16 protein-coding genes and 1 tRNA gene are annotated in these 18578 nt (G+C 67.1%); 12 read left to right on the top strand and 5 right to left on the bottom strand.

The window, feature by feature from the left end:
* Positions 1 to 78 precede the first annotated feature (78 nt).
* A complete protein-coding gene (gene urtA / locus KW835_RS01790) occupies positions 79 to 1350 on the bottom strand; it encodes an urea ABC transporter substrate-binding protein (RefSeq protein WP_218380561.1) in 1272 nt (423 codons plus the stop codon).
* Between the two features lie 499 nt (positions 1351 to 1849).
* Here urtA and KW835_RS01795 point away from each other — a divergent pair, with 499 nt between their 5' ends.
* Positions 1850 to 3154 (top strand): UDP-N-acetylglucosamine 1-carboxyvinyltransferase, encoded by a 1305-nt coding sequence (locus tag KW835_RS01795; RefSeq protein WP_218380562.1) that lies wholly within the window; start codon positions 1850 to 1852, stop codon positions 3152 to 3154.
* A 45-nt stretch (positions 3155 to 3199) separates the two neighbouring features.
* On the opposite strand, the gene KW835_RS01800 is transcribed toward KW835_RS01795, so the two are convergent.
* Positions 3200 to 4252: a sensor domain-containing diguanylate cyclase gene (locus KW835_RS01800; protein ID WP_218380563.1), complete on the bottom strand. Its 1053-nt coding sequence runs from the start codon at positions 4250 to 4252 to the stop codon at positions 3200 to 3202.
* A 37-nt stretch (positions 4253 to 4289) separates the two neighbouring features.
* A complete protein-coding gene (locus KW835_RS01805) occupies positions 4290 to 5477 on the bottom strand; it encodes a DUF917 family protein (protein ID WP_218380564.1) in 1188 nt (395 codons plus the stop codon).
* A gap of 273 nt (positions 5478 to 5750) precedes the next feature.
* Between KW835_RS01805 and KW835_RS01810 the strand changes: the two genes are divergently transcribed.
* Positions 5751 to 6437 (top strand): DUF3334 family protein, encoded by a 687-nt coding sequence (locus tag KW835_RS01810; protein ID WP_218380565.1) that lies wholly within the window; start codon positions 5751 to 5753, stop codon positions 6435 to 6437.
* Positions 6438 to 6476: 39 nt separating this feature from the next.
* The gene (locus KW835_RS01815; RefSeq protein ID WP_255593188.1) at positions 6477 to 7343 is read left to right on the top strand and encodes a phytanoyl-CoA dioxygenase family protein; all 867 of its coding nucleotides are present in this window, start codon (positions 6477 to 6479) and stop codon (positions 7341 to 7343) included.
* Between the two features lie 80 nt (positions 7344 to 7423).
* Here KW835_RS01815 and KW835_RS01820 read toward each other — a convergent pair whose 3' ends face one another.
* The gene (locus tag KW835_RS01820; RefSeq protein WP_370633565.1) at positions 7424 to 8488 is read right to left on the bottom strand and encodes a response regulator; all 1065 of its coding nucleotides are present in this window, start codon (positions 8486 to 8488) and stop codon (positions 7424 to 7426) included.
* Positions 8485 to 12093: an ATP-binding protein gene (locus KW835_RS01825; RefSeq protein ID WP_218380566.1), complete on the bottom strand. Its 3609-nt coding sequence runs from the start codon at positions 12091 to 12093 to the stop codon at positions 8485 to 8487. Before KW835_RS01825 ends, KW835_RS01820 begins: the two co-directional genes overlap by 4 nt.
* A 230-nt stretch (positions 12094 to 12323) precedes the next feature.
* Between KW835_RS01825 and KW835_RS01830 the strand changes: the two genes are divergently transcribed.
* The 9 genes from KW835_RS01830 (at position 12324) to KW835_RS01870 (ending at position 18565) form a co-directional block, all read left to right on the top strand.
* Positions 12324 to 12626 carry an urease subunit gamma gene (locus KW835_RS01830; RefSeq protein ID WP_218380567.1) on the top strand — a complete coding sequence of 101 codons (303 nt, stop codon included), beginning with the start codon at positions 12324 to 12326 and terminating at the stop codon, positions 12624 to 12626.
* A 184-nt stretch (positions 12627 to 12810) separates the two neighbouring features.
* Complete coding sequence (locus tag KW835_RS01835) at positions 12811 to 13419, top strand: HupE/UreJ family protein (RefSeq protein WP_218380568.1); 609 nt, start codon at positions 12811 to 12813, stop codon at positions 13417 to 13419.
* Between the two features lie 155 nt (positions 13420 to 13574).
* Entirely contained in the window at positions 13575 to 13880 is a 306-nt protein-coding gene (locus tag KW835_RS01840; RefSeq protein WP_218380569.1) for an urease subunit beta, read from the top strand.
* A gap of 95 nt (positions 13881 to 13975) precedes the next feature.
* A complete protein-coding gene (gene ureC, locus KW835_RS01845) occupies positions 13976 to 15694 on the top strand; it encodes an urease subunit alpha (RefSeq protein WP_218380570.1) in 1719 nt (572 codons plus the stop codon).
* 7 nt (positions 15695 to 15701) lie between these two features.
* Positions 15702 to 16190, top strand: coding sequence for a GNAT family N-acetyltransferase (locus tag KW835_RS01850; RefSeq protein ID WP_218380571.1), 489 nt, complete (start codon positions 15702 to 15704; stop codon positions 16188 to 16190).
* 72 nt (positions 16191 to 16262) lie between these two features.
* Positions 16263 to 16949 (top strand): urease accessory protein UreE, encoded by a 687-nt coding sequence (gene ureE / locus KW835_RS01855; protein WP_218380572.1) that lies wholly within the window; start codon positions 16263 to 16265, stop codon positions 16947 to 16949.
* A 120-nt stretch (positions 16950 to 17069) separates the two neighbouring features.
* Positions 17070 to 17780, top strand: a complete 711-nt coding sequence (locus KW835_RS01860; protein ID WP_218380573.1) for an urease accessory UreF family protein — start codon at positions 17070 to 17072, stop codon at positions 17778 to 17780.
* A complete protein-coding gene (gene ureG, locus KW835_RS01865) occupies positions 17777 to 18457 on the top strand; it encodes an urease accessory protein UreG (RefSeq protein ID WP_218380574.1) in 681 nt (226 codons plus the stop codon). The genes KW835_RS01860 and ureG overlap by 4 nt, the downstream gene beginning before the upstream one ends.
* Positions 18458 to 18477: 20 nt before the next feature.
* A tRNA-Ser gene (locus tag KW835_RS01870) sits at positions 18478 to 18565 on the top strand.
* Positions 18566 to 18578 lie beyond the last annotated feature (13 nt).

Here is an 18578-nt window from a genome sequence, read left to right on the forward strand (position 1 = left end):
GCTGGCATCGTCCCCCCTCCCGAATCGCGCAGCGAGTCGAGAGAGGGGGTGAAGGCGCGCTAGCGCCTCAGGGGGGTGTCACATCTTCGTCTTGCCGTCCGGCTCGTCCTTCTTCTTGTCGTTGCCTTCGATGTAAGGAGACCATGGCTTGGCCTTGACCGGGCCAGGCGTCTTCCACACCACGTTGAACTGGCCGTCGGCCTTGATCTCGCCGATGAACACGCTCTTGTGCAGGTGGTGGTTCTTCTCGTCCATCTTGCTGACGATGCCCGACGGTGCCTTGAAGGTCTGGCCGGCCATGGCGGCGATCACCTTGTCCACGTCAGTGCTCTTGGCCTTCTCGACAGCCTGCTTCCACATGTTGATGCCGATGTAGGTCGCTTCCATCGGGTCGTTGGTGAGCGGCTTGTCCTTGTGGCCGGCAATGTTCTTGGCCTTGGCGTAGTCGCTCCACTTCTTGATGAACTCGGTGTTGGCCGGGCTCTTGATGGACTGGAAGTAGTTCCAGGCGGCCAGGTGGCCCACCAGCGGCTTGGTGTCCACGCCGCGCAGTTCTTCTTCGCCCACGGAGAAGGCGACGACGGGTACGTCCTTGGCCTTCAGGCCCGCGTTGCCCAGTTCCTTGTAGAAGGGCACGTTGGAGTCGCCGTTGATGGTGGATACCACGGCTGTCTTGCCGCCCTGGCTGAACTTCTTGATGTCGGCGACGATGGTCTGGTAGTCACTGTGGCCGAATGGCGTGTACTTCTCGTCGATGTCGGAATCCTTCACGCCCTTGGACTTGAGGTAGGCGCGCAGGATCTTGTTGGTGGTGCGGGGGTACACGTAGTCGGTGCCCAGGAGCACCCAGCGCTTGGCGCTGCCGCCGTCCTTGCTCATCAGGTAGTCGACCGCAGGGATGGCCTGCTGGTTGGGCGCGGCGCCGGTGTAGAACACGTTCTTGGAGAGTTCCTCACCCTCGTACTGCACGGGGTAGAACAGCAGGCCGTTCATTTCCTCGACCACGGGCAGCACGGACTTGCGGCTCACGCTGGTCCAGCAGCCGAAGATCACCGAGACCTTGTCCTGGCCCAGCAGCTGTTTGGTCTTTTCCGCGAACAGCGGCCAGTTGGAGGCGGGGTCCACCACCACGGGTTCGAGCTTCTTGCCCAAGACGCCGCCCTTGGCGTTGATCTCGTCGATGGCCATCAGCACGGTGTCCTTGAGCACCGTTTCCGAGATGGCCATGGTGCCCGAGAGGCTGTGCAGGATGCCGACCTTGATGGTCTCCTGCGCGTGGGCTGGCAGCGCAGACAGGCCAGCGAGCGTAGCGACGGCCGCAAGGGCCTTGAGGGAATAACGACGTTGCATGTGTGCTTCTCCAGTAGTGGGGTTCAAACCGCTTCGCCCGATGGCGCCTGGCTGGGCGCATGGATCGGTCGATGGAGTGAATTCTGGAGACAGCCCCCCGGATCGGAAATACGCCGGGTGGCGTACGCGGCCACGTGCTCTCCGAGCCTTGCACACCGTTCCGGCTGAGCTTGTACAAACCGTGCGCCGCACTTCGACAAACTCGGCGTGAACGGATGGGGTGGGGTCAAGGATTGGGCTGGCCCGGAGGCGTAGCAGGGGCCAAGAGCCAATCTTTCATCCGGAGTGTGCGCGGCACAGCAACGTTCCATGAAGCCGCCAGCGCAACACCCATCTCAAAGTCAGCTACGAAATTCATAGCGATTTCGCCCCACGAGATCGTGCGAACCGGCAGGCAGTTAGAGTATCGACCTCGCGCGCCGCCGGGCGGGTGTCCGCGCAGTGCGCGACCCGCCTGCGCTGCTGCCCTGCCCCCTCTTCTTCCTTGCGCTGTCCACCCATGTCCAACCTCGTCGTCCACGGCGGCACCCCCCTCCAGGGCCGCATCCATCCTTCGGCCAACAAGAACGCCGTGCTGCCGGTGCTGTGCGCCACGCTGCTCACCAACGAGCCCCTGCGGCTGCTGCGCGTGCCCGACATCACCGATGTGCGCAAGATCCTGGACATCTTCCGCACGCTGGGCAGCGATGTCCGCATGGACCACGAAACCGGCACGCTGGACCTGCACCACCATGCCACCGTGTTCGACGCGGCGCAGCACCGGCTGCCCGAGGAGATGCGCTCGTCCATCATGCTGGTGCCGCCGCTGCTGGCGCGCTTCGGCGTGGCGCGGCTGGAGGACAACGTGAAGGGCTGCACGCTGGGCGTGCGCGAGATCGACCCGCACGTGGAAGTGTTCCGCCGCTTCGGCGGCACGGTGGAGCGGGCCGAAGGCTCGCTGCTGGTGCGCAATGCCCACGGGCGCCTGCAGGCCACGCAGCACTGGCTGGACTACGCCTCCGTCACCACCACCGAAAACTTCGTGCTGTGCGCTGCCACGGCCGAGGGCACCTCGGTGCTGACCAATGCGGCCTCGGAGCCGCATGTGCAGGAGTTCTGCCGATTCATGGCCATGATCGGCGTGCGCATCGAGGGCATGGGCACCTCGCGCCTCACTGTGCATGGTGGCACGCAGCTGCGCGGCGGGGAATTCCGCTTCGACGAAGACTTCCATGAGATCACGACCTTCCTGGCGCTGGGTGCCATCACCGGCGGCGACGTGATCGTGCGCAACAGCGCGCCCGAGAACTTTCCGCTGATCGACCGCACCTTTGCCAAGTTCGGCGTGACGGTCACCCACGAGGACGGCTGGTCGCGCGCTCGGTGCGACGGCCCGCTCAAGGTGCAGACGCCATTCACGAGCAATGTGCTGACCAAGGTGGAGGCCGCTCCCTGGCCGTATTTTCCGGTGGACCTGCTGCCCATCTTCATCGCACTGGGTGTGCGGGCCCAGGGCAACGCGCTGTTCTGGAACAAGGTCTACGACGGCGCACTGGGCTGGGCGGGCGAGCTGTCGAAGTTCGGCGCACATGTGTTCCAGTCCGACCCGCACCGGCTGGTGACCTTCGGCGGCAACCCGCTGAGCCCTGCAGTGGTGGAGAGCCCGTACATCATTCGCGTGGCGATTGCGCTCTTCATGGTGGCGGCCAGCACGCCAGGCCGCTCGGAGATCCGCAATGCCACCCCCATCCGCCGCGCGCACCCGCGCTTCGTGGAGAACCTGCGCAGCCTGGGAGTGCAGGTGGAGTGGACCAGCGAGGAATAGCCCAGGAACACGGCGGGGCCACGGCCCTGCAGCGGCGGCGCTCTCTCAGGTCGCCAGCACGTGCCCGGCGCCGTCGTCCCGGTCGGCCAGCACATGCAGGGTGGCGATGCCGTGCTGCACGTCCGCGCAGTACACGGCATTGCGCCCGGCCTCCTTGGCGCGGTACAGCGCCTTGTCGGCCCGGTTCACGAGGTCCTCGAAGTCGAGAATGGAGCCCTTGTGCAGTGTGGCCACGCCAATGCTCACGGTGACGGAGATGTGCACGCCCTCGTCGTTCACCGGCACGCTCAGCGCGGCCACCTCGCGGCGCAGCGACTCGGCCATGCGCAAGGCGCTCGGGCCGTCTGTCTCGGGCAGCACGATGACGAACTCCTCGCCCCCAAAACGCGCCACGATATCCACACCGTGGCGCTGGCGCGATGCGCAGGCCTGTGCCACGGCGCAGATCACGCGGTCGCCGGCCAGGTGGCCCCAGGCGTCGTTGACGGGCTTGAACAGATCGATGTCGACCACCAGCAGCGACAGCGGATGGTCGAAGCGCTCCGTGCGCTTGCATTCATTGGCGCCCAGCTCCATCAGCGTGCGCCGGTTGGCCAGGCCAGTGAGCGAGTCGTTGGAGGCCAGTTGCTCCAGCGTGGCGTTGAGCTGCTGCAACAGCCGGTTCTGCTCGGTGAGCTGGCGGTTGATCTGCGCGATCTCGTTCTCGCGCCGCTTGCGGTCGTCTATGTTGAAGGTGACGCCGATCAGGCGCTTGCCCGGCGTATCGCTGTTGCCGTCCATGATGCGGCCGTAGTTGGCATACCAGACCCAGTCGCCCCCTTTGGAGCGCAGCCGGAACTCGCAGCGGTACTGTGGCGTCAGGCCCGACAGGTGGTCTGCCACCGACTGGCGGACCATGTCCAGGTCGTCGGGGTGGAACAGGCCGTAGATGTCCTGCACGCCCGAGACGATCTCGTCCTCGGTGAACCCCAGCTCCAGAAAGGTCTTGGTGGCCTTGCGGGTGACGTTGCCGGTGACGAGGTCGTTCTCCCACAGGTCGAGCCCGGCGGCTTCCAGCGCCAGCTCCAGCCGCTCCTTGTTCAGATCTGCTTCACCCATGGCGGCTCAGTGGCTTTCGGGGTCAGAGCACGCCGGGTCAGGCGGGGGGCATGCCGCCGGCGTAGCCGATCTTGCGCAGCAGGCCGGCAAAGGATGCAACCACGCCCGGCGTGTTGTACAGCTGCGGCGCGGTCTGAACGGAAATCACGCTGACCGTCTGGCCGGTGCTGCGGCCCGTGGCGGCGTCGAAGTACACGGCCAGGTCGTCATTGGCGTTGGAGAACCCTCGTCCCGTGCTCTCGGAGTAATAGCAGATCGAGTCCGGCGCGATGATGTCGGGGGAGGTGCTCGACGCCGAATACATGATCAGGTTCTCGTTGAGGTTGTACAGGTAGTGCGTGGCAGTGCTCTGGCTCGGGTCCTGCGCATTGTCCAGCCGGATGATGCCGGAGTCCAGTGATGTGGCGCTGGACGTGGACTGCGTGACCGAAGTGACATAGAAGTTGGTGACCACCGCGCTCGCCGCGCGCCCCGTCAGGTTCTGGATGGCCGTGGCGACTTCGCTGGTGGACAGCGGAGTGACGGCCTGCAGCATCTGCAGCCCGAGCGCACGGGCCTGCTCCAGCGTGCCGGCGATGTAGCTGCCCGACAGCGCGAACTGGTTCATGGCGTTCGACGGCCACATGGCAATGCCCGAGTACCCGCCGAATCCGCCCACCACGCCGCCCGCCAGCGACTCGATGCCCGAGGCGGTTGTAGAGCCCAGCACGGCGTACTCGGCCGCCACGAGCGTGGGCGCATCGCTGGCCAGCACGGCCGGGCTCGGCGCCGGGCCCGAGGGCGCAGTGAAGGTGGTCTGCGGCAGCTCTGGCACGGCGCGGCCCGCGCCGTCGCCATTGACCACCCAGACCGAGCCGCCGGACATGGCGGCGCCGATGAGCGGCACCAGCGAATTGATCGGCCCGATCTCGACGGGGATCAGGGCCCCCACCTGCATGCCGGTCAGGCCCTGCTGCACTGCCAGGGTGTTGCTGATGGAGTTCTGGATCGCAGCGAGATCGAGGCTGGAGGCCGCGTCGGGTGATCCCATGATGGCCAGCACACAGGCCGGGGTGGCGCCGTCGTAGTCCTGCACCTTGACGGTGCCGCTGAAGCCCTGGTTGGCCAGCTCCTGCACGATGGAGCAGGCGTCGGTGTAGCTGCCGCCGCCACCACTGGCCAGCACGGCCGCGCCGGTGGCAATGGCCTGGAAGTCGGTCAGGCCATACGAATAGACATTGCCCATCTGTGCACTCCCTCTCTGCGGTCGGTCGTCGATTGTGTTTGTGGCTGTCGCCCGGCTGCGTGCCCGCGTTACCCGCGTTGCGGCCTGTGTAACGGATTGTCGCTGGGCTGGCACGATACGCGAGCGCAGGCGAAAGTCAATCGGCGCCATCCCGCGACGCGTCCCGCAGCGGACTGCATGCCACATCCCTTGCCTGGGCGCTGGCCTCGGGCCCCGCCATGGCCTATGCTCGGGCCTGCACTCCCCGCATTTCCGGCCGCCGCCCCATACACCATGAGCCTTCCCGAAAAATCCCCCGTCTACAGCACCGAGGACCTGCTGATCAGCCTGTGCAACTCCGTCACGCGCGTCCTGGGCGTGGCCACGCACAGCCAGATCCATTACTCCGGCATGGTGCAGCGCATCAGCAAGACCTGCCTCAAGCCCGACATCGGCTGCTTCGTGCTGTTCGACGGTGGCTTCTCGGGGCTGGTGATCATCAACTTCTCGGCCCAGGCTGCGATGGAGCTGTATGCCAACTACCTGCTGAACATGGGGATGTCCAAGGACGACCTGGTCACCTCGTTCACATCGGACGAAGTGAGCAACGTGATGGGCGAGCTCATGAACCAGGTGGTGGGCGACTTCACCGGCAAGGTGCGGCGCGAGCTGCAGACCCACATCACCCAGAATCAGCCCAAGATGCTGGTGCTGAACAAGCAGGTGCAGCTGTCGGTGGACGCCAACCTCGACAAGCCCGAGGCCCGGCGCGTGACCTTCTACACCAGCAACAACAACATCTTCTACCTGGAACTGGCGATCGACCGCACGGAGTTCATCAAGCTTTATGACTTCGAGGCCCAGGAGGCGCCGGACCCCGATGCGCTCATGGCCCAGTCGCAGTCGGCGCCCCCGGTGCCCGCGCCGCCGCCTGCGGGCCAGGACGATACGGACGCGCTGCTCAAGTCGCTGGGGATGTAGCGCCCCCAGGGGCGCTGGACCGGCCCCGGCCCGATTGATATGAAAATGATAGCTGCCAGCGCTCTCCCAGAAAGCGGTAGAGGCACTTTTTATGCTTCTCCCTATAGCGCTGCCGCAGCCCGGCTCCCCGTTGCAGCAGCGACCTCGGCACCAGCATCGGGAGCCGCCGGGCGGCTGGAAGCCCAGGGTTTCCTGCTGGTGCCCGACGTGCTGCAGCCCGCTGAATGCAGCGCACTGGCGATCGACGTGCAAGCGGGCCTGCACCCTGCGGGCGGCAGCAAGGCCTGCACGCCTTCCGCATCTGGCGGCCAGCGCAACCTGCTGGAGCAGCGCTGGTGCCAGGACCTGGCCCGGCGCCTGCAGCAACTGCCGGCCCTGACAGGCCTCATCCCCGCATCGTTGGTGGCCGTCCAGTGCACCTATTTCGAGAAGACGCCTGCGCGCAACTGGCTCGTGCCGCTGCACCAGGACCTGAGCATTCCGGTGGCCGAGCGGGTCGGCGCGCGGGTGCTTCAGGGCTGGTCCGAGAAGGACGGCGCGCTCTTCGTGCAGCCCCCCGCATCGGTGCTGCAAGAACTGCTGGCGGTGCGCCTGCACCTGGACCCCTGCCACGCCGATGACGGCCCCCTGCGCGTGGTGCCTGCCAGCCATCACCAGGGCGTGCTGGCGCCAGCCACAGCACGGGCTGTGCGGGCCTCCGCCGGCGAGCTGGCCTGCCATGCCGATGCAGGCACCGTGCTGCTGATGCGGCCGCTGCTGCTGCATGCCTCGTCCAAGGCCACTGGGGGCAGCCGGCGGCGCGTGCTGCACTTCGTCTTCGGCCCCAGACAACTGCCCTGCGGTTTGCGCTGGAGTGTGGGCGCGGCCGCCGGTACAGCGGGGCTCACGCAGCCCCTCGATCATTGAGGCGGCTTGATTCAAACACTATCGTTTTGATAGCTTTCGGCGCATATCTGGCAAGCGCAGAAGGCCAAAACAATTTGAAATCAACCCTCGAACTGTGGATGCAGCTGCCGAATGCGGTTCATCGCCATGCCCGCCGCCGCCGTGCGCGTCTCCACACCCAGCTTGGCGAAGACGCGCTCCAGGTGTTTCTTCACCGTGGCGGGGCTGGCGCCCAGGATGTCTCCGATGTCGCGGTTGATCTTGCCCTTGACCACCCAGTACAGCACCTCGGCTTCGCGCGCGGTGAGCTTGAAAGACAGGCTCATGGATTCGATGATCTTCGCGTCCGACACCTCCCGCATCACGATGAGCCAGTCGCCGCCGCCCGCGCTGTCGCCGGCCTGCTGGTGCAGGCGGAAGGTGAGCCTGCGGGCGCCCTGCTCCACGGCCAGTCGCGGCGGCTCGGCCAGCGAAGCGGCCAGCAGCTCGGCGGCGTTGTCGGCCAGCACATGCCGGCGCAGCCAGGCCTGCACCGGCTCGGGCGCCCACTGGCCGAAGGCGGTGGGCGCGCCGTCCGGGCCCACTTCGCCGAAGTAGCTTTGCAGCAGCTCGCGCGCCAGCGGGGTCTGCCACACGATGCGACCATCCACCGCGCGCACGGTGATGCTGGCGTAGCCGAAGGCATCGAGCGCGTTGCGTGCCTCGCGGGCCTGGCGTGCGTCCTGCCGGGCCTTGCGCGCCGCGCCCAGGTGCACGCCCATGCGCGCCATCACTTCGCGCGGCTTGATGGGCTTGGTGACATAGTCCACGCCGCCTGCCTCCAGCGCGGCCACCAGGTGCTCGGTCTCGGTCAGGCCCGTCATGAAGATGATGGGGATGTGCGCGGTGGCGGGCGACGCCTTCAGGCGCCGCGCCACCTCGAAGCCGTCCATGCCCGGCATCATGGCGTCGAGCAGCACGATGTCGGGCAGCGCCTGCGCAGCGCGCTGCAGCGCGGCTTCGCCGTGCATGGCGACCAGCACGGTGTAGCCTGATTCGTCGAGCGCATCGTGGAGCACGGCCAGGTTGTCGGGCACGTCGTCCACGATCAGCACGACGTCGCTGTCGCTGCGGTCCAGGGCCGTGGGGCCGATGGATGCGAAAGGGGGGTGTGCTGCGGTACTCACGGGGGCGCCTGCTCCAGGATGCGGCCCATGGCGTCGAACTGGAACTGCCGTGCCAGACCGCGCATGGTGTGCACGAAGGCACCATGGGCAGGCTGGTGGCGTTCGATCTCGTCCAGGGCATTGAGGATGCCGCGGTAGTAGCCCAGCGACACGGCCTGCGACAGGGCTGCCAGTGCACCCGGTTCGGGGTAGCTGAGCGCTGCGGCGCCGAAGGAGGGTGCCGGCGCTGAAGCGGCCGCCACCGGCTGCGCCTCGCCCAGCCACTGCAGCGCCAGGCGGCGCTCGAGCCAGTCGAGCAGCTCGCTGTGGCGCACCGGCTTGACGATGAAGTCCTCGGGTCGGATGTCCACGTCGTTGTCCAGGGCCTTGTCGAAGGCGTTGGCAGAAACGATGGCGCAGTTCACGTCCGCGAGATTCATCTGCCGCACACGGCGCAACGTCTCCCACCCGTCGATGCCTGGCATGGCCAGGTCCATGAAGATGGCGTGCGGGCGGTAGCCGGTGGCCAGCAGGTCCAGCGCATCATGGCCGCTGGCGGCCTGGCGCAACTCGAAGCCCAGGGGCTCGAGCAACTGCACCAGCAGCTCGCGGTCGGCCTCCTCGTTGTCCACCACCAGAACGCGGCGGCGTTCGCCGGCATAGCCCCTGCGCATGCGCGGCGCGGTATGGGCGGCGGGCGCCGCCTTGCCCAGGGCTTCGGCATGCACCTCGGGCAGGAACAGCTTGGCGTGGAACACCGAGCCCAGGCCGGGCTCGCTCGTGACGCTGAGCTCGCCGCCCATGAGCGCGGTGAGCATCTTGGCGATGGTCAGGCCCAGGCCCGCGCCAGGTGCGGCAACCACGGCCGATGCGTTGCCCCCGCGCGCAAAGGGTTCGAAGATGCGCTCGATCTCGCCGGGCGTGAGGCCTGGCCCCGTGTCCTGCACCTCGATGCGCGCCATCTCGCGCGCATAGCGCACGCGCAGCGTGACGGTGCCCTGCGCGGTGAACTTGACGGCGTTGCCCAGCAGGTTGATGAGGATCTGGCGCAGGCGCTTGTCGTCGGCACGCACCACCTCCGGGATCACGCCCTGCACGTCGAACACGAAGGCCAGACCCTTGGCCGCGGCCTGCAGCTCGAACAGTGCGGCCATCTCGTGCAAGCCGTCGGCGAAGCGCATCGGCGCAACGTCGAGCGTGAGCTTGCCCGACTCGATGCGCGCGATGTCGAGCGTGCCCTCGATGAGCGACAGCAGATGCTCGCCACCGCGCCGGATCACATGCACCGCCTGCTTGCGGTGCGGCGGTACGCCCGCGTCCTCGCCCATCAACTGCGCGTAGCCCAGGATGGAGTTGAGCGGCGTGCGGATTTCGTGGCTGATGGCGCTGATGTAGCGGCTCTTGGCCTGGTTGGCTTGGTCTGCCAGGGTGCGCGCGGCCTCGGCTTGCTGGCGCGCCTGTTCGGCCACGCGGCGCGCAGTCTGCAGGGCTTCGTCGGTCTGCCGGTGCAGCTCGATCTCGCGCACTAACAGGCCCGTCTGGCGGTTGGATTCCTCTTGGGCGACCTGGCGACTCTTGTGCGCCAGCACGAGCCACCAGGCCACGATGCCGGAGATGACAAGCAGTGCGAGATACGCCTTGAGCAGGCCCGAGCGCAACGCGACCTCAGGCGCCGCCAGCACCTCGGAGTCGGTCATGGCCTGCGCGATGGTGTTGAGCTCCTGGTGGTACAGCAGGCCCATGACCGCGGCGAGCAACGGCGCGATCACCAGCATCAGCAGCAGGAAGTGGCCCAGTCCCGTTTCCAGATAGCGCCACATCGCGCGCGGCAGCACCCAGCGCAGCGCGGCCGACCATTGCACCGCCATGCTTGCATGGGGCTTGCACAGGTCGCCGCAGCGCGCATCGAGCGTGCAGCACAGCGAGCAGATGGCGCCCCGGTAGGCGGGGCACTGGGCCATGTCGGGGGCCTCGTACTCGCGCTCGCAGATCACGCAGCGTTGCACCACCAGACGCTGGTAGCTGCCCAGGTCTGAAGCCCGCGCTCCGGGCACGGGCCCCGCCATGGGCACGGCCACGGGCTCGAGCAACGGATGGCTTTGGCGTGCGATGTAGTACTTGCCCCGCGTGGCCCAGGCAATGAGCGGTGCAGCCACGAAGGCCACCGCCATCGCGATCACGGCCGAGAATGCCTGCGGCAGCGGCCCGAAGAACCCCAGGTGCGCGCTGATGGACACGACCGACGCGAGCGCCATGGCGCCCACGCCCACGGGGTTGATGTCGTACAGGTGCGCGCGCTTGAACTCGATGCCCTTGGGCGACAGTCCCAGGGGCTTGTTGATGACGAGGTCGGCCACGACCGACATGATCCAGGCGATGGCAATGTTGGAGTAGAGCCCCAGCACCTCGCCCATGGCGCGGAACACGTTCATCTCCATCAGCATGAAGGCGATCAGCGTGTTGAACACCACCCACACCACCCGTCCCGGATGGCTGTGCGTCAGGCGTGAGAAAAAGTTGGACCACGCCAGGGACCCCGCGTAGGCATTGGTCACGTTGATCTTGAGCTGCGAGATCACCACGAACAGCGCCGTGGCCGCCACCGCCCAGCCGTAGTTCGGAAACACATACTCATAGGCGGCCAGGTACATCTGGTTGGGGTCGACCGCACGCTCCACCGGCACCATGTGGGTGAGCGCCAGGTAGGCCAGCAGCGCACCGCCCAGCATCTTGAGCACGCCCAGCACCACCCATCCCGGCCCGCCCACCAGCACGCCCAGCCACCAGCGGCCCCGCGTGGCCGGCGTCCTGGCGGGCATGAATCGCAGGTAGTCGGCCTGCTCCCCCATCTGGGTGATAAGCGCAATGCCAACGGTGAGCGCCGCACCAAACAAGGGCAATTGAAAACTGGCGCCGCGCGCAGACTCACCACCATAGTGCACAACCCCCACAAATGCACCAGGATCGCGCATAAGCACGTAGCCAAACGGCACCACCAGCATCACCAGCCACAGGGGCTGCGTCCACACCTGCAGGCGGCTGATGGCCGACACGCCGTGCGTGACCAGCGGAATCACCACAATGGCGCAGATCAGGTAGCCCCAGGTGGGCGGGATGTCGAGCGCCAGCTCCAGCGCATAGGCCATGACGGCGGCCTCCAGCGCGAAGAAGATGAAGGTGAAGCTCGCGTAGATCAAAGAGGTGAGCGTGGAGCCGATGTAGCCAAAGCCCGCGCCGCGCGTGAGCAGGTCCATGTCCACCCCGTAGCGCGCCGCGTACACGCTGATGGGCAGGCCCGCCAGAAAGATGATGAGCCCCGTGGCCACGATGGCCCAGAAGGCGTTGATGAAGCCGTACTGCACAAGCAGCGTGGCGCCCACGGCTTCGAGGATCAGGAAGGATGCGGCGCCGAACGCGGTGTTGGCCACGCGCCACTCGGACCACTTGCGAAAGCGCTGGGGGGTGTAGCGCAGCGCGTAGTCCTCCATGGTCTCTGTGGCCACCCAGCTGTTGTAGTCGCGCCGGACCTTCACCACCTGTTGCGGGGCCTGCGCGACGGCATCCGGCCCGAGCGCGGGGGCCGAGGCCGCGTCGGGCGGTGCAAGAGAGGCGGTGGAAGGGGGCATGGATGAAGGGGGTCGAAGCCCTTGCAAGTGCAGTTTCCATGCCACGGACCACCTAGACGTCCTGCACGTCCTGCGCGCCTTCGCCCTCTGGCGTATGGCGGGCACGGGGCTTGCTGCCTATGATGAATCCGCTGCCCTCCGGACCGCCAGGCCATCGATGACGATTGCCCGTGCGCCCGGCCTGGACACACCGCCACACGAGCCCACCCCCCAACATTGAGCAGAACGACATGGAACTGACCCCTCGTGAGAAAGACAAGCTGCTGATATTCACCGCCGCCCTCCTGGCCGAGCGGCGCAAGGCCAGGGGACTGAAGCTCAACTACCCCGAGGCCGTGGCTCTGATCAGCGCCGCCGTGATGGAAGGCGCACGCGACGGCAAGACCGTGGCGCAGCTCATGAGCGAAGGCCGCACCGTGCTGACCCGCGCGGACGTGATGGAAGGCATCCCCGAGATGATTCCGGACATCCAGGTCGAGGCCACCTTCCCGGACGGCACCAAGCTCGTCACCGTGCACCAGCCGATCTTGTGAAGCCCCCCTGTGTCGCCTTCGGCGCCTTCCCCCCAGGGGGACGCCACCCGTGGCCTGGCAGAGCCAGTTCCACGGTGGCGCTGGGCCAGGGCGCGCCAGTGTTGATCGCTGCGCACTTTTGCCCCTGCCTGAGTGATTGACGCCTTCTTGCCAACGCGATCTTTAATTCCTGGAGATATTCAGCATGCGTTCTTTCCGCACCCCCAGCGCCCTCGTTTTCCTGGGTCTCAGCGTTCTCACCATGAGCGCCAGCGCCCACACCGGCGCTGAATCGCACATCCACAACAATTTTCTGAGCGGCTTTGCCCACCCCCTGTTCGGCCTGGACCACCTGGCCGCCATGGTGGCCGTGGGCCTGTGGAGCGCCCTGGCCGCCCGCAGCGCCGGGCGCGACCTGCTGTGGGGCCCCGTGGGCTTTGCGGCCATGTTGCTGGTGGGCGCCGTGCTGGGCCTGCAGGGCGTGGCGCTCCCAGCGGTGGAGCCGATGATTGCGGCATCGCTGCTGGTCACGGGCCTGCTGGTCGTGTCGCGCCTGCGCGTGCCCGGGCTGGTGGCGGCACTGGGTGTGGGCGTGTTCGCCGTCTTCCACGGTGTGGCCCACGGCTACGAGCTGGCAGGCAGCGACAGCGCCTGGTTGACCCTGGCAGGCATGCTGACCGCTACCGTGCTGCTGCACAGCGCGGGGCTGGCAGCAGGCTGGGCGCTGCGCAACCGGCAGGTGTGGCTGGCACGGGCGGCCGGTGCGGGCGTGGCGGCATTCGGCGGTGCGCTGCTGCTTCAGCAGATGGCGTGATGGCACAAATGCACTCTGCGTTTGCCAAGCACACAAGCCCCTCTCCCCTTGTGGGAGAGGGGGCGCAATGGGCGCAGCGCTTGCATCGATCCCCCCTCTCCCCGGCCCTCTCCCGCAAGGGGAGAGGGACTAACCCCCACCCAGGATGACCGACCATGATCCCAGGCGAACTATTCACCGAACCCGGCGAGCACCCGCTCAACACCGGCCGCCGCACCCTCACGCTGGTGGTGCGCAACACCGGCGACCGCCCCATCCAGGTCGGCTCGCACTACCACTTTGCCGAGACCAACAACGCCCTGGGCTTTGACCGCACCGCCGCACGCGGCATGCGGCTGAACATTGCTTCGGGCACCGCCGTGCGCTTCGAGCCCGGCCAGGAGCGCACCGTGGAGCTGGTGGACTACGCGGGCGAGCGCCGCGTGTTCGGCTTTCAGGGCCTGATACAGGGCGCACTCTAGAAAACCAAATAAAAACAGCCCACTGCGCCCACCCCATCTGCGCAAGTAGCTATCAAAAATATAGTAATCACCCGTTCTCGCGGAGCACCCACACCATGGCAACCATTGGACGACGCGCCTACGCCGAAATGTTCGGCCCCACCGTGGGCGACCGCCTGCGCCTGGCCGACACCGAGCTCATCCTGGAGGTCGAGGCCGACTACACCCTGCGCTCCGGCAGCTACGGCGAAGAGGTCAAGTTCGGCGGCGGCAAGACCATCCGAGACGGCATGGCACAAAGCCAGCGCACGAACTCGCAAGGGGCTGTGGACACGGTGCTGACCAACGCGCTCATCATCGATCACACCGGCATCATCAAGGCCGACATCGGCCTGCGCGCGGGCCGCATCGCCGCCATCGGCAACGCCGGCAACCCGGACGTGCAGCCCGGGGTGGACATCGTCATCGGCCCGGGCACCGAGGTCATCAGCTGCGAGGGCAACATCGTCACCGCGGGCGGCATCGACAGCCACATCCACTTCATCTGCCCGCAGCAGATCGAAGAGGCCCTGGCCAGCGGCGTGACCACCATGCTGGGCGGCGGCACCGGCCCGGCCACGGGCACGCTGGCCACCACCTGCACCTCCGGCCCCTTCAACATGGAGCGCATGCTGCAGGCCGCCGACGCCTTCCCCATGAACCTGGGCTTCCTCGGCAAGGGCAACGCCAGCCTGCCCGATGCGCTGCACGAGCAGATCGGCGCGGGCGCCATCGGCCTGAAGCTGCACGAAGACTGGGGCACCACGCCTGCGGCCATCAGCAACTGCCTGGACGTGGCCGAGGCCACCGACACACAGGTCGCCATCCACTCCGACACGCTCAACGAATCGGGCTTTGTGGAGAACACCATCGCCGCCGTGGGCGGGCGCGGCATCTGCGCCTTCCACACCGAAGGCGCGGGCGGCGGCCACGCCCCCGACATCCTGCGCGTGGTGGGGGAAGACAACTTCCTGCCATCGTCCACCAACCCCACCATGCCCTACACCCAGAACACGCTGGACGAGCATGTGGACATGCTCATGGTGTGCCACCACCTGGATGCCAGCATCGCCGAGGACCTGGCCTTTGCCGAAAGCCGCATCCGCAAGGAGACCATCGCCGCCGAAGACATCCTGCACGACCTGGGCGCGATCAGCATGATGTCCAGCGACAGCCAGGCCATGGGCCGCGTGGGCGAAGTCATCCTGCGCACCTGGCAGACCGCGCACAAGATGAAGGTGCAGCGCGGCAGCCTGGCAGGCGACACCGCCCGCAATGACAACACGCGCATCAAGCGCTACGTGGCCAAGTACACCATCAACCCCGCCATCGCCCACGGCATCAGCCACGAGGTGGGCTCGCTTGAAGTCGGCAAATGGGCCGACATCGTGATCTGGAAGCCCGCCTTCTTCGGCGTGAAGCCCGCGCTCATCTTGAAGGGCGGCCTGATCGCCATGGCCGCGATGGGCGACCCGAATGCTTCCATCCCCACGCCGCAGCCCGTGCACTACCGACCCATGTTCGGCGCGTTCGGCGGGGCCATCGCCAGGACCTCGCTCACCTTCGTGTCGCAGGCAGGCCTGGCAGCCGGCATCGGCGAGCGCTTCGGCCTGCGCAAGCAGCTCAGCGCCGTGCGCAACATCCGTGGCGTGCGCAAACAGCACATGGTGCACAACAGCTACACGCCCAGGATGGAAGTGGACGCTCAGACCTACACCGTGCGCGCCGACGGCCAGTTGCTCACCTGCGAGCCCGCCACCGTGCTGCCCATGGCGCAGCGCTATTTCCTGTTCTGATCACCCCATGGCCGCCCTCCCCGCCCCGCTGCAGATCCGCCTGGACGACCTGAGCGACCCGCGCATCGAAGCCTTCATGCAGGAACACCTGCAGGACATGTACGCCGCCTCGCCACCCGAAAGCGTGCATGCCCTGGACATGGACCAGCTGCGCCAGCCCGGGATCGCCTTCTGGTCGGCCTGGCTGGCACACGCCGACGGCGACACGCTGGTGGGCACGGGCGCACTCAAGCGGCTGGATGCGGACCATGCCGAACTCAAGTCCATGCGCACCAGCGCCCGCCACCGGGGGCAAGGCATCGCGCGCCAGGTGCTGGCCCATCTGCTGCAAGAGGCCCGCGCACGCGGCTTCTCCCGCGTGAGCCTGGAGACGGGCCCCCAGCCCTTTTTTGAACCTGCGCGCCAGCTGTATTTTCAGCACGATTTCGTCGAATGCGGGCCCTTTGCCGACTACGTGCCGGACCCGTACAGCTTCTTCATGACCCGCCCGGTATGACCGGCGCCAGCGCGCCATCCGCCCCGGGCCCACAATGCGCGTTCTGCTGATTGCCCATTGGACCGAAACCCCATGCTCCAAGTCTCCAAACTCCTCCCCCAGGGCCAAGGCCTGGCCCCCGTGCTGCTCAAGCGCGCCACCACGGTGGAGCTCGACTGGGACGTGCGCCAGAAAAGCCGCTTCGCCGCCACCGACTCCGCCGGACGCGAGCTGGGCATCTTCCTGCCGCGCGGCACGCTGGTGCGCGGTGGCGACGTGCTGGTGGCCGAAGACGGCTCCATGGTCCGCGTGATCGCCGCACCGCAGCCCGTGCTGGTCATCACCCACTGCAACAGCCATGGCACGCCGTTTGACCTGACGCGCGCCGCCTACCACCTGGGCAACCGGCACGTGCCCATCGAGCTGCAGCCCGACCACCTCAAGATCGAACCCGACCACGTGCTGGCCGACATGCTGCGCGCCATGCACCTCATCGTGACCGCGCAGGACCTGCCCTTTGAGCCCGAAGGCGGCGCCTATGCGGCGGGGCACGGCGGCGGGCACCACCACCATGGTGGACACGACCATGACCATGACCATGACCATGACCATGGACACGCTCACAGCCACAAGCACGAGCACGGCCATGATCACGGCCATTCGGGCGCGCAAGCGCCAGCGGTTGCCGCTGCTCCCGCGCCCGCTCGGGGCCGTACCGTGGCCATCCCCGTGGTCGCCCAGGGCCATGTGCATGGCCCGCACTGCAACCACGATCACTGAAGCCCCATGTCCGCGCCGCACACCCGCCGCACCGTTCTGGCCGAGCCTGTCGAAGCCGGGGCACGGCACGACGTCCACTCTGTGGCTTGCGCGCGGCACAAGCGCTGAGAAAGCCGCCCCGTGCGCAGCGACCGCCCCGCCCCCCTGCCCGCCGCCAGCCTCTTGCAGCTGATGTGGCTGGCCTCCCCGGCCCTGCCCGTGGGCGGTTTCTCCTACTCAGAGGGTCTTGAAAGCGCCATCGAGAACGCGGGCCTGGCCAGCGAAGCCGCCGTGGGCGACTGGCTGCTGGACCAGCTGCACATCACCCAGTCGCGCGGTGACATGGCCCTCATCGCCAAGGCGGTGGGCGCCTGGCGCCGCGGGGACTGGGCGCACGCGCGCGCGCTCAACGACTGGGTGCTGCACACCCGCGAAACCAGCGAGCTGCGCCTGCAGACAGAGCAGATGGGCCGGTCCATGGCCGAGTGGCTGCGCAACCAGTACCAAGGCGACGCGGCACTGATGCCTGCCGTTCGGGCCCTGGTCGCGCTGCCTCCCACCTACCCCGTGGCGTTCGCGCTGGCCGCATCCACCACGCAGGCTTGCGTGCGCGACATCCTGCTGGCCTACGCCTTCGGCTGGGCCGAGAACATGGTGCAGGCCGCGCTCAAGTCCATGCAACTGGGCCAGAGCGCAGGCCAGCGCATCCTGGCGCGCCTGGCCGACGCCATCCCTTCTGCCGCGGACCACGCCATCGGCCTGATGGACAGCGAACGCCAGGCCTTCTCGCCCATGCTTGCCATCCTATCGGCGCAGCATGAAACCCAATACTCCCGCCTCTTCAGATCATGACCACCAGCAACCTGCACCACATCCCCAACCGCACCAAGCCACTGCCCCCCCTGCGCGTGGGCATCGGCGGCCCCGTGGGTTCCGGCAAGACCACCCTGCTGGAGATGCTGTGCAAGGCCATGCGCGACGACTACGACCTGATCGCCATCACCAATGACATTTACACCAAGGAAGACCAGCGCCTGCTGACCGTGAGCGGCGCCCTGCCCGCAGAGCGCATCCTGGGCGTGGAGACCGGCGGCTGCCCCCACACCGCCATTCGCGAGGACTGCTCCATCAACCTTGAAGCCATCGACCGCATGCTGGGCGAGTTCCCCAACGCCGACATCGTGTTTGTGGAAAGCGGCGGCGACAACCTGGCCGCCACCTTCAGCCCCGAACTCAGCGACCTGACCATCTACGTCATCGACGTCGCCGCTGGCGAGAAGATTCCGCGCAAGGGCGGCCCCGGCATCACCAAGAGCGACCTGTTCATCATCAACAAGACCGACCTGGCCCCCCACGTGGGTGCCAACCTGGACGTGATGCACGCCGATACCACCCGCATGCGCACCAACGCCCAGGGCCTCAAGCCCTTTGCAATGACCAACCTCAAGACGCTGTCCGGCGTGGCTGACGTGGTTCAGTTCATCGAAACACGCGGCATGCTGAAAAAACAGGCACCCGCCGTGGGCTAGAATTCGCGGCTTCCGTGCCCGGAGACTTGGGTGAGCGGTTTAAACCAGCAGTCTTGAAAACTGCCGACGGGCAACCGTCCGTGAGTTCGAATCTCACAGTCTCCGCCAGCAAGAAAGCAAG

The organism is Acidovorax sp. sic0104 (assembly GCF_019219095.1).
GTDB lineage: Bacteria > Pseudomonadota > Gammaproteobacteria > Burkholderiales > Burkholderiaceae_C > Acidovorax.

Excerpts from the sequence above, each read along its gene's own strand:
- urtA (WP_218380561.1), bottom strand. The coding sequence starts at position 1,350 with ATGCAACGTCGTTATTCCCTCAAGGCCCTTGCGGCCGTCGCTACGCTC.
- KW835_RS01795 (WP_218380562.1), top strand. The coding sequence starts at position 1,850 with ATGTCCAACCTCGTCGTCCACGGCGGCACCCCCCTCCAGGGCCGCATC.
- KW835_RS01815 (WP_255593188.1), top strand. The coding sequence starts at position 6,477 with ATGAAAATGATAGCTGCCAGCGCTCTCCCAGAAAGCGGTAGAGGCACT.
- ureE (WP_218380572.1), top strand. The coding sequence starts at position 16,263 with ATGCTCCAAGTCTCCAAACTCCTCCCCCAGGGCCAAGGCCTGGCCCCC.
- ureG (WP_218380574.1), top strand. The coding sequence starts at position 17,777 with ATGACCACCAGCAACCTGCACCACATCCCCAACCGCACCAAGCCACTG.
- KW835_RS01840 (WP_218380569.1), top strand. The coding sequence starts at position 13,575 with ATGATCCCAGGCGAACTATTCACCGAACCCGGCGAGCACCCGCTCAAC.
- KW835_RS01835 (WP_218380568.1), top strand. The coding sequence starts at position 12,811 with ATGCGTTCTTTCCGCACCCCCAGCGCCCTCGTTTTCCTGGGTCTCAGC.
- ureC (WP_218380570.1), top strand. The coding sequence starts at position 13,976 with ATGGCAACCATTGGACGACGCGCCTACGCCGAAATGTTCGGCCCCACC.
- KW835_RS01810 (WP_218380565.1), top strand. The coding sequence starts at position 5,751 with ATGAGCCTTCCCGAAAAATCCCCCGTCTACAGCACCGAGGACCTGCTG.
- KW835_RS01850 (WP_218380571.1), top strand. The coding sequence starts at position 15,702 with ATGGCCGCCCTCCCCGCCCCGCTGCAGATCCGCCTGGACGACCTGAGC.
- KW835_RS01830 (WP_218380567.1), top strand. The coding sequence starts at position 12,324 with ATGGAACTGACCCCTCGTGAGAAAGACAAGCTGCTGATATTCACCGCC.
- KW835_RS01805 (WP_218380564.1), bottom strand. The coding sequence starts at position 5,477 with ATGGGCAATGTCTATTCGTATGGCCTGACCGACTTCCAGGCCATTGCC.
- KW835_RS01800 (WP_218380563.1), bottom strand. The coding sequence starts at position 4,252 with ATGGGTGAAGCAGATCTGAACAAGGAGCGGCTGGAGCTGGCGCTGGAA.
- KW835_RS01825 (WP_218380566.1), bottom strand. The coding sequence starts at position 12,093 with ATGCCCCCTTCCACCGCCTCTCTTGCACCGCCCGACGCGGCCTCGGCC.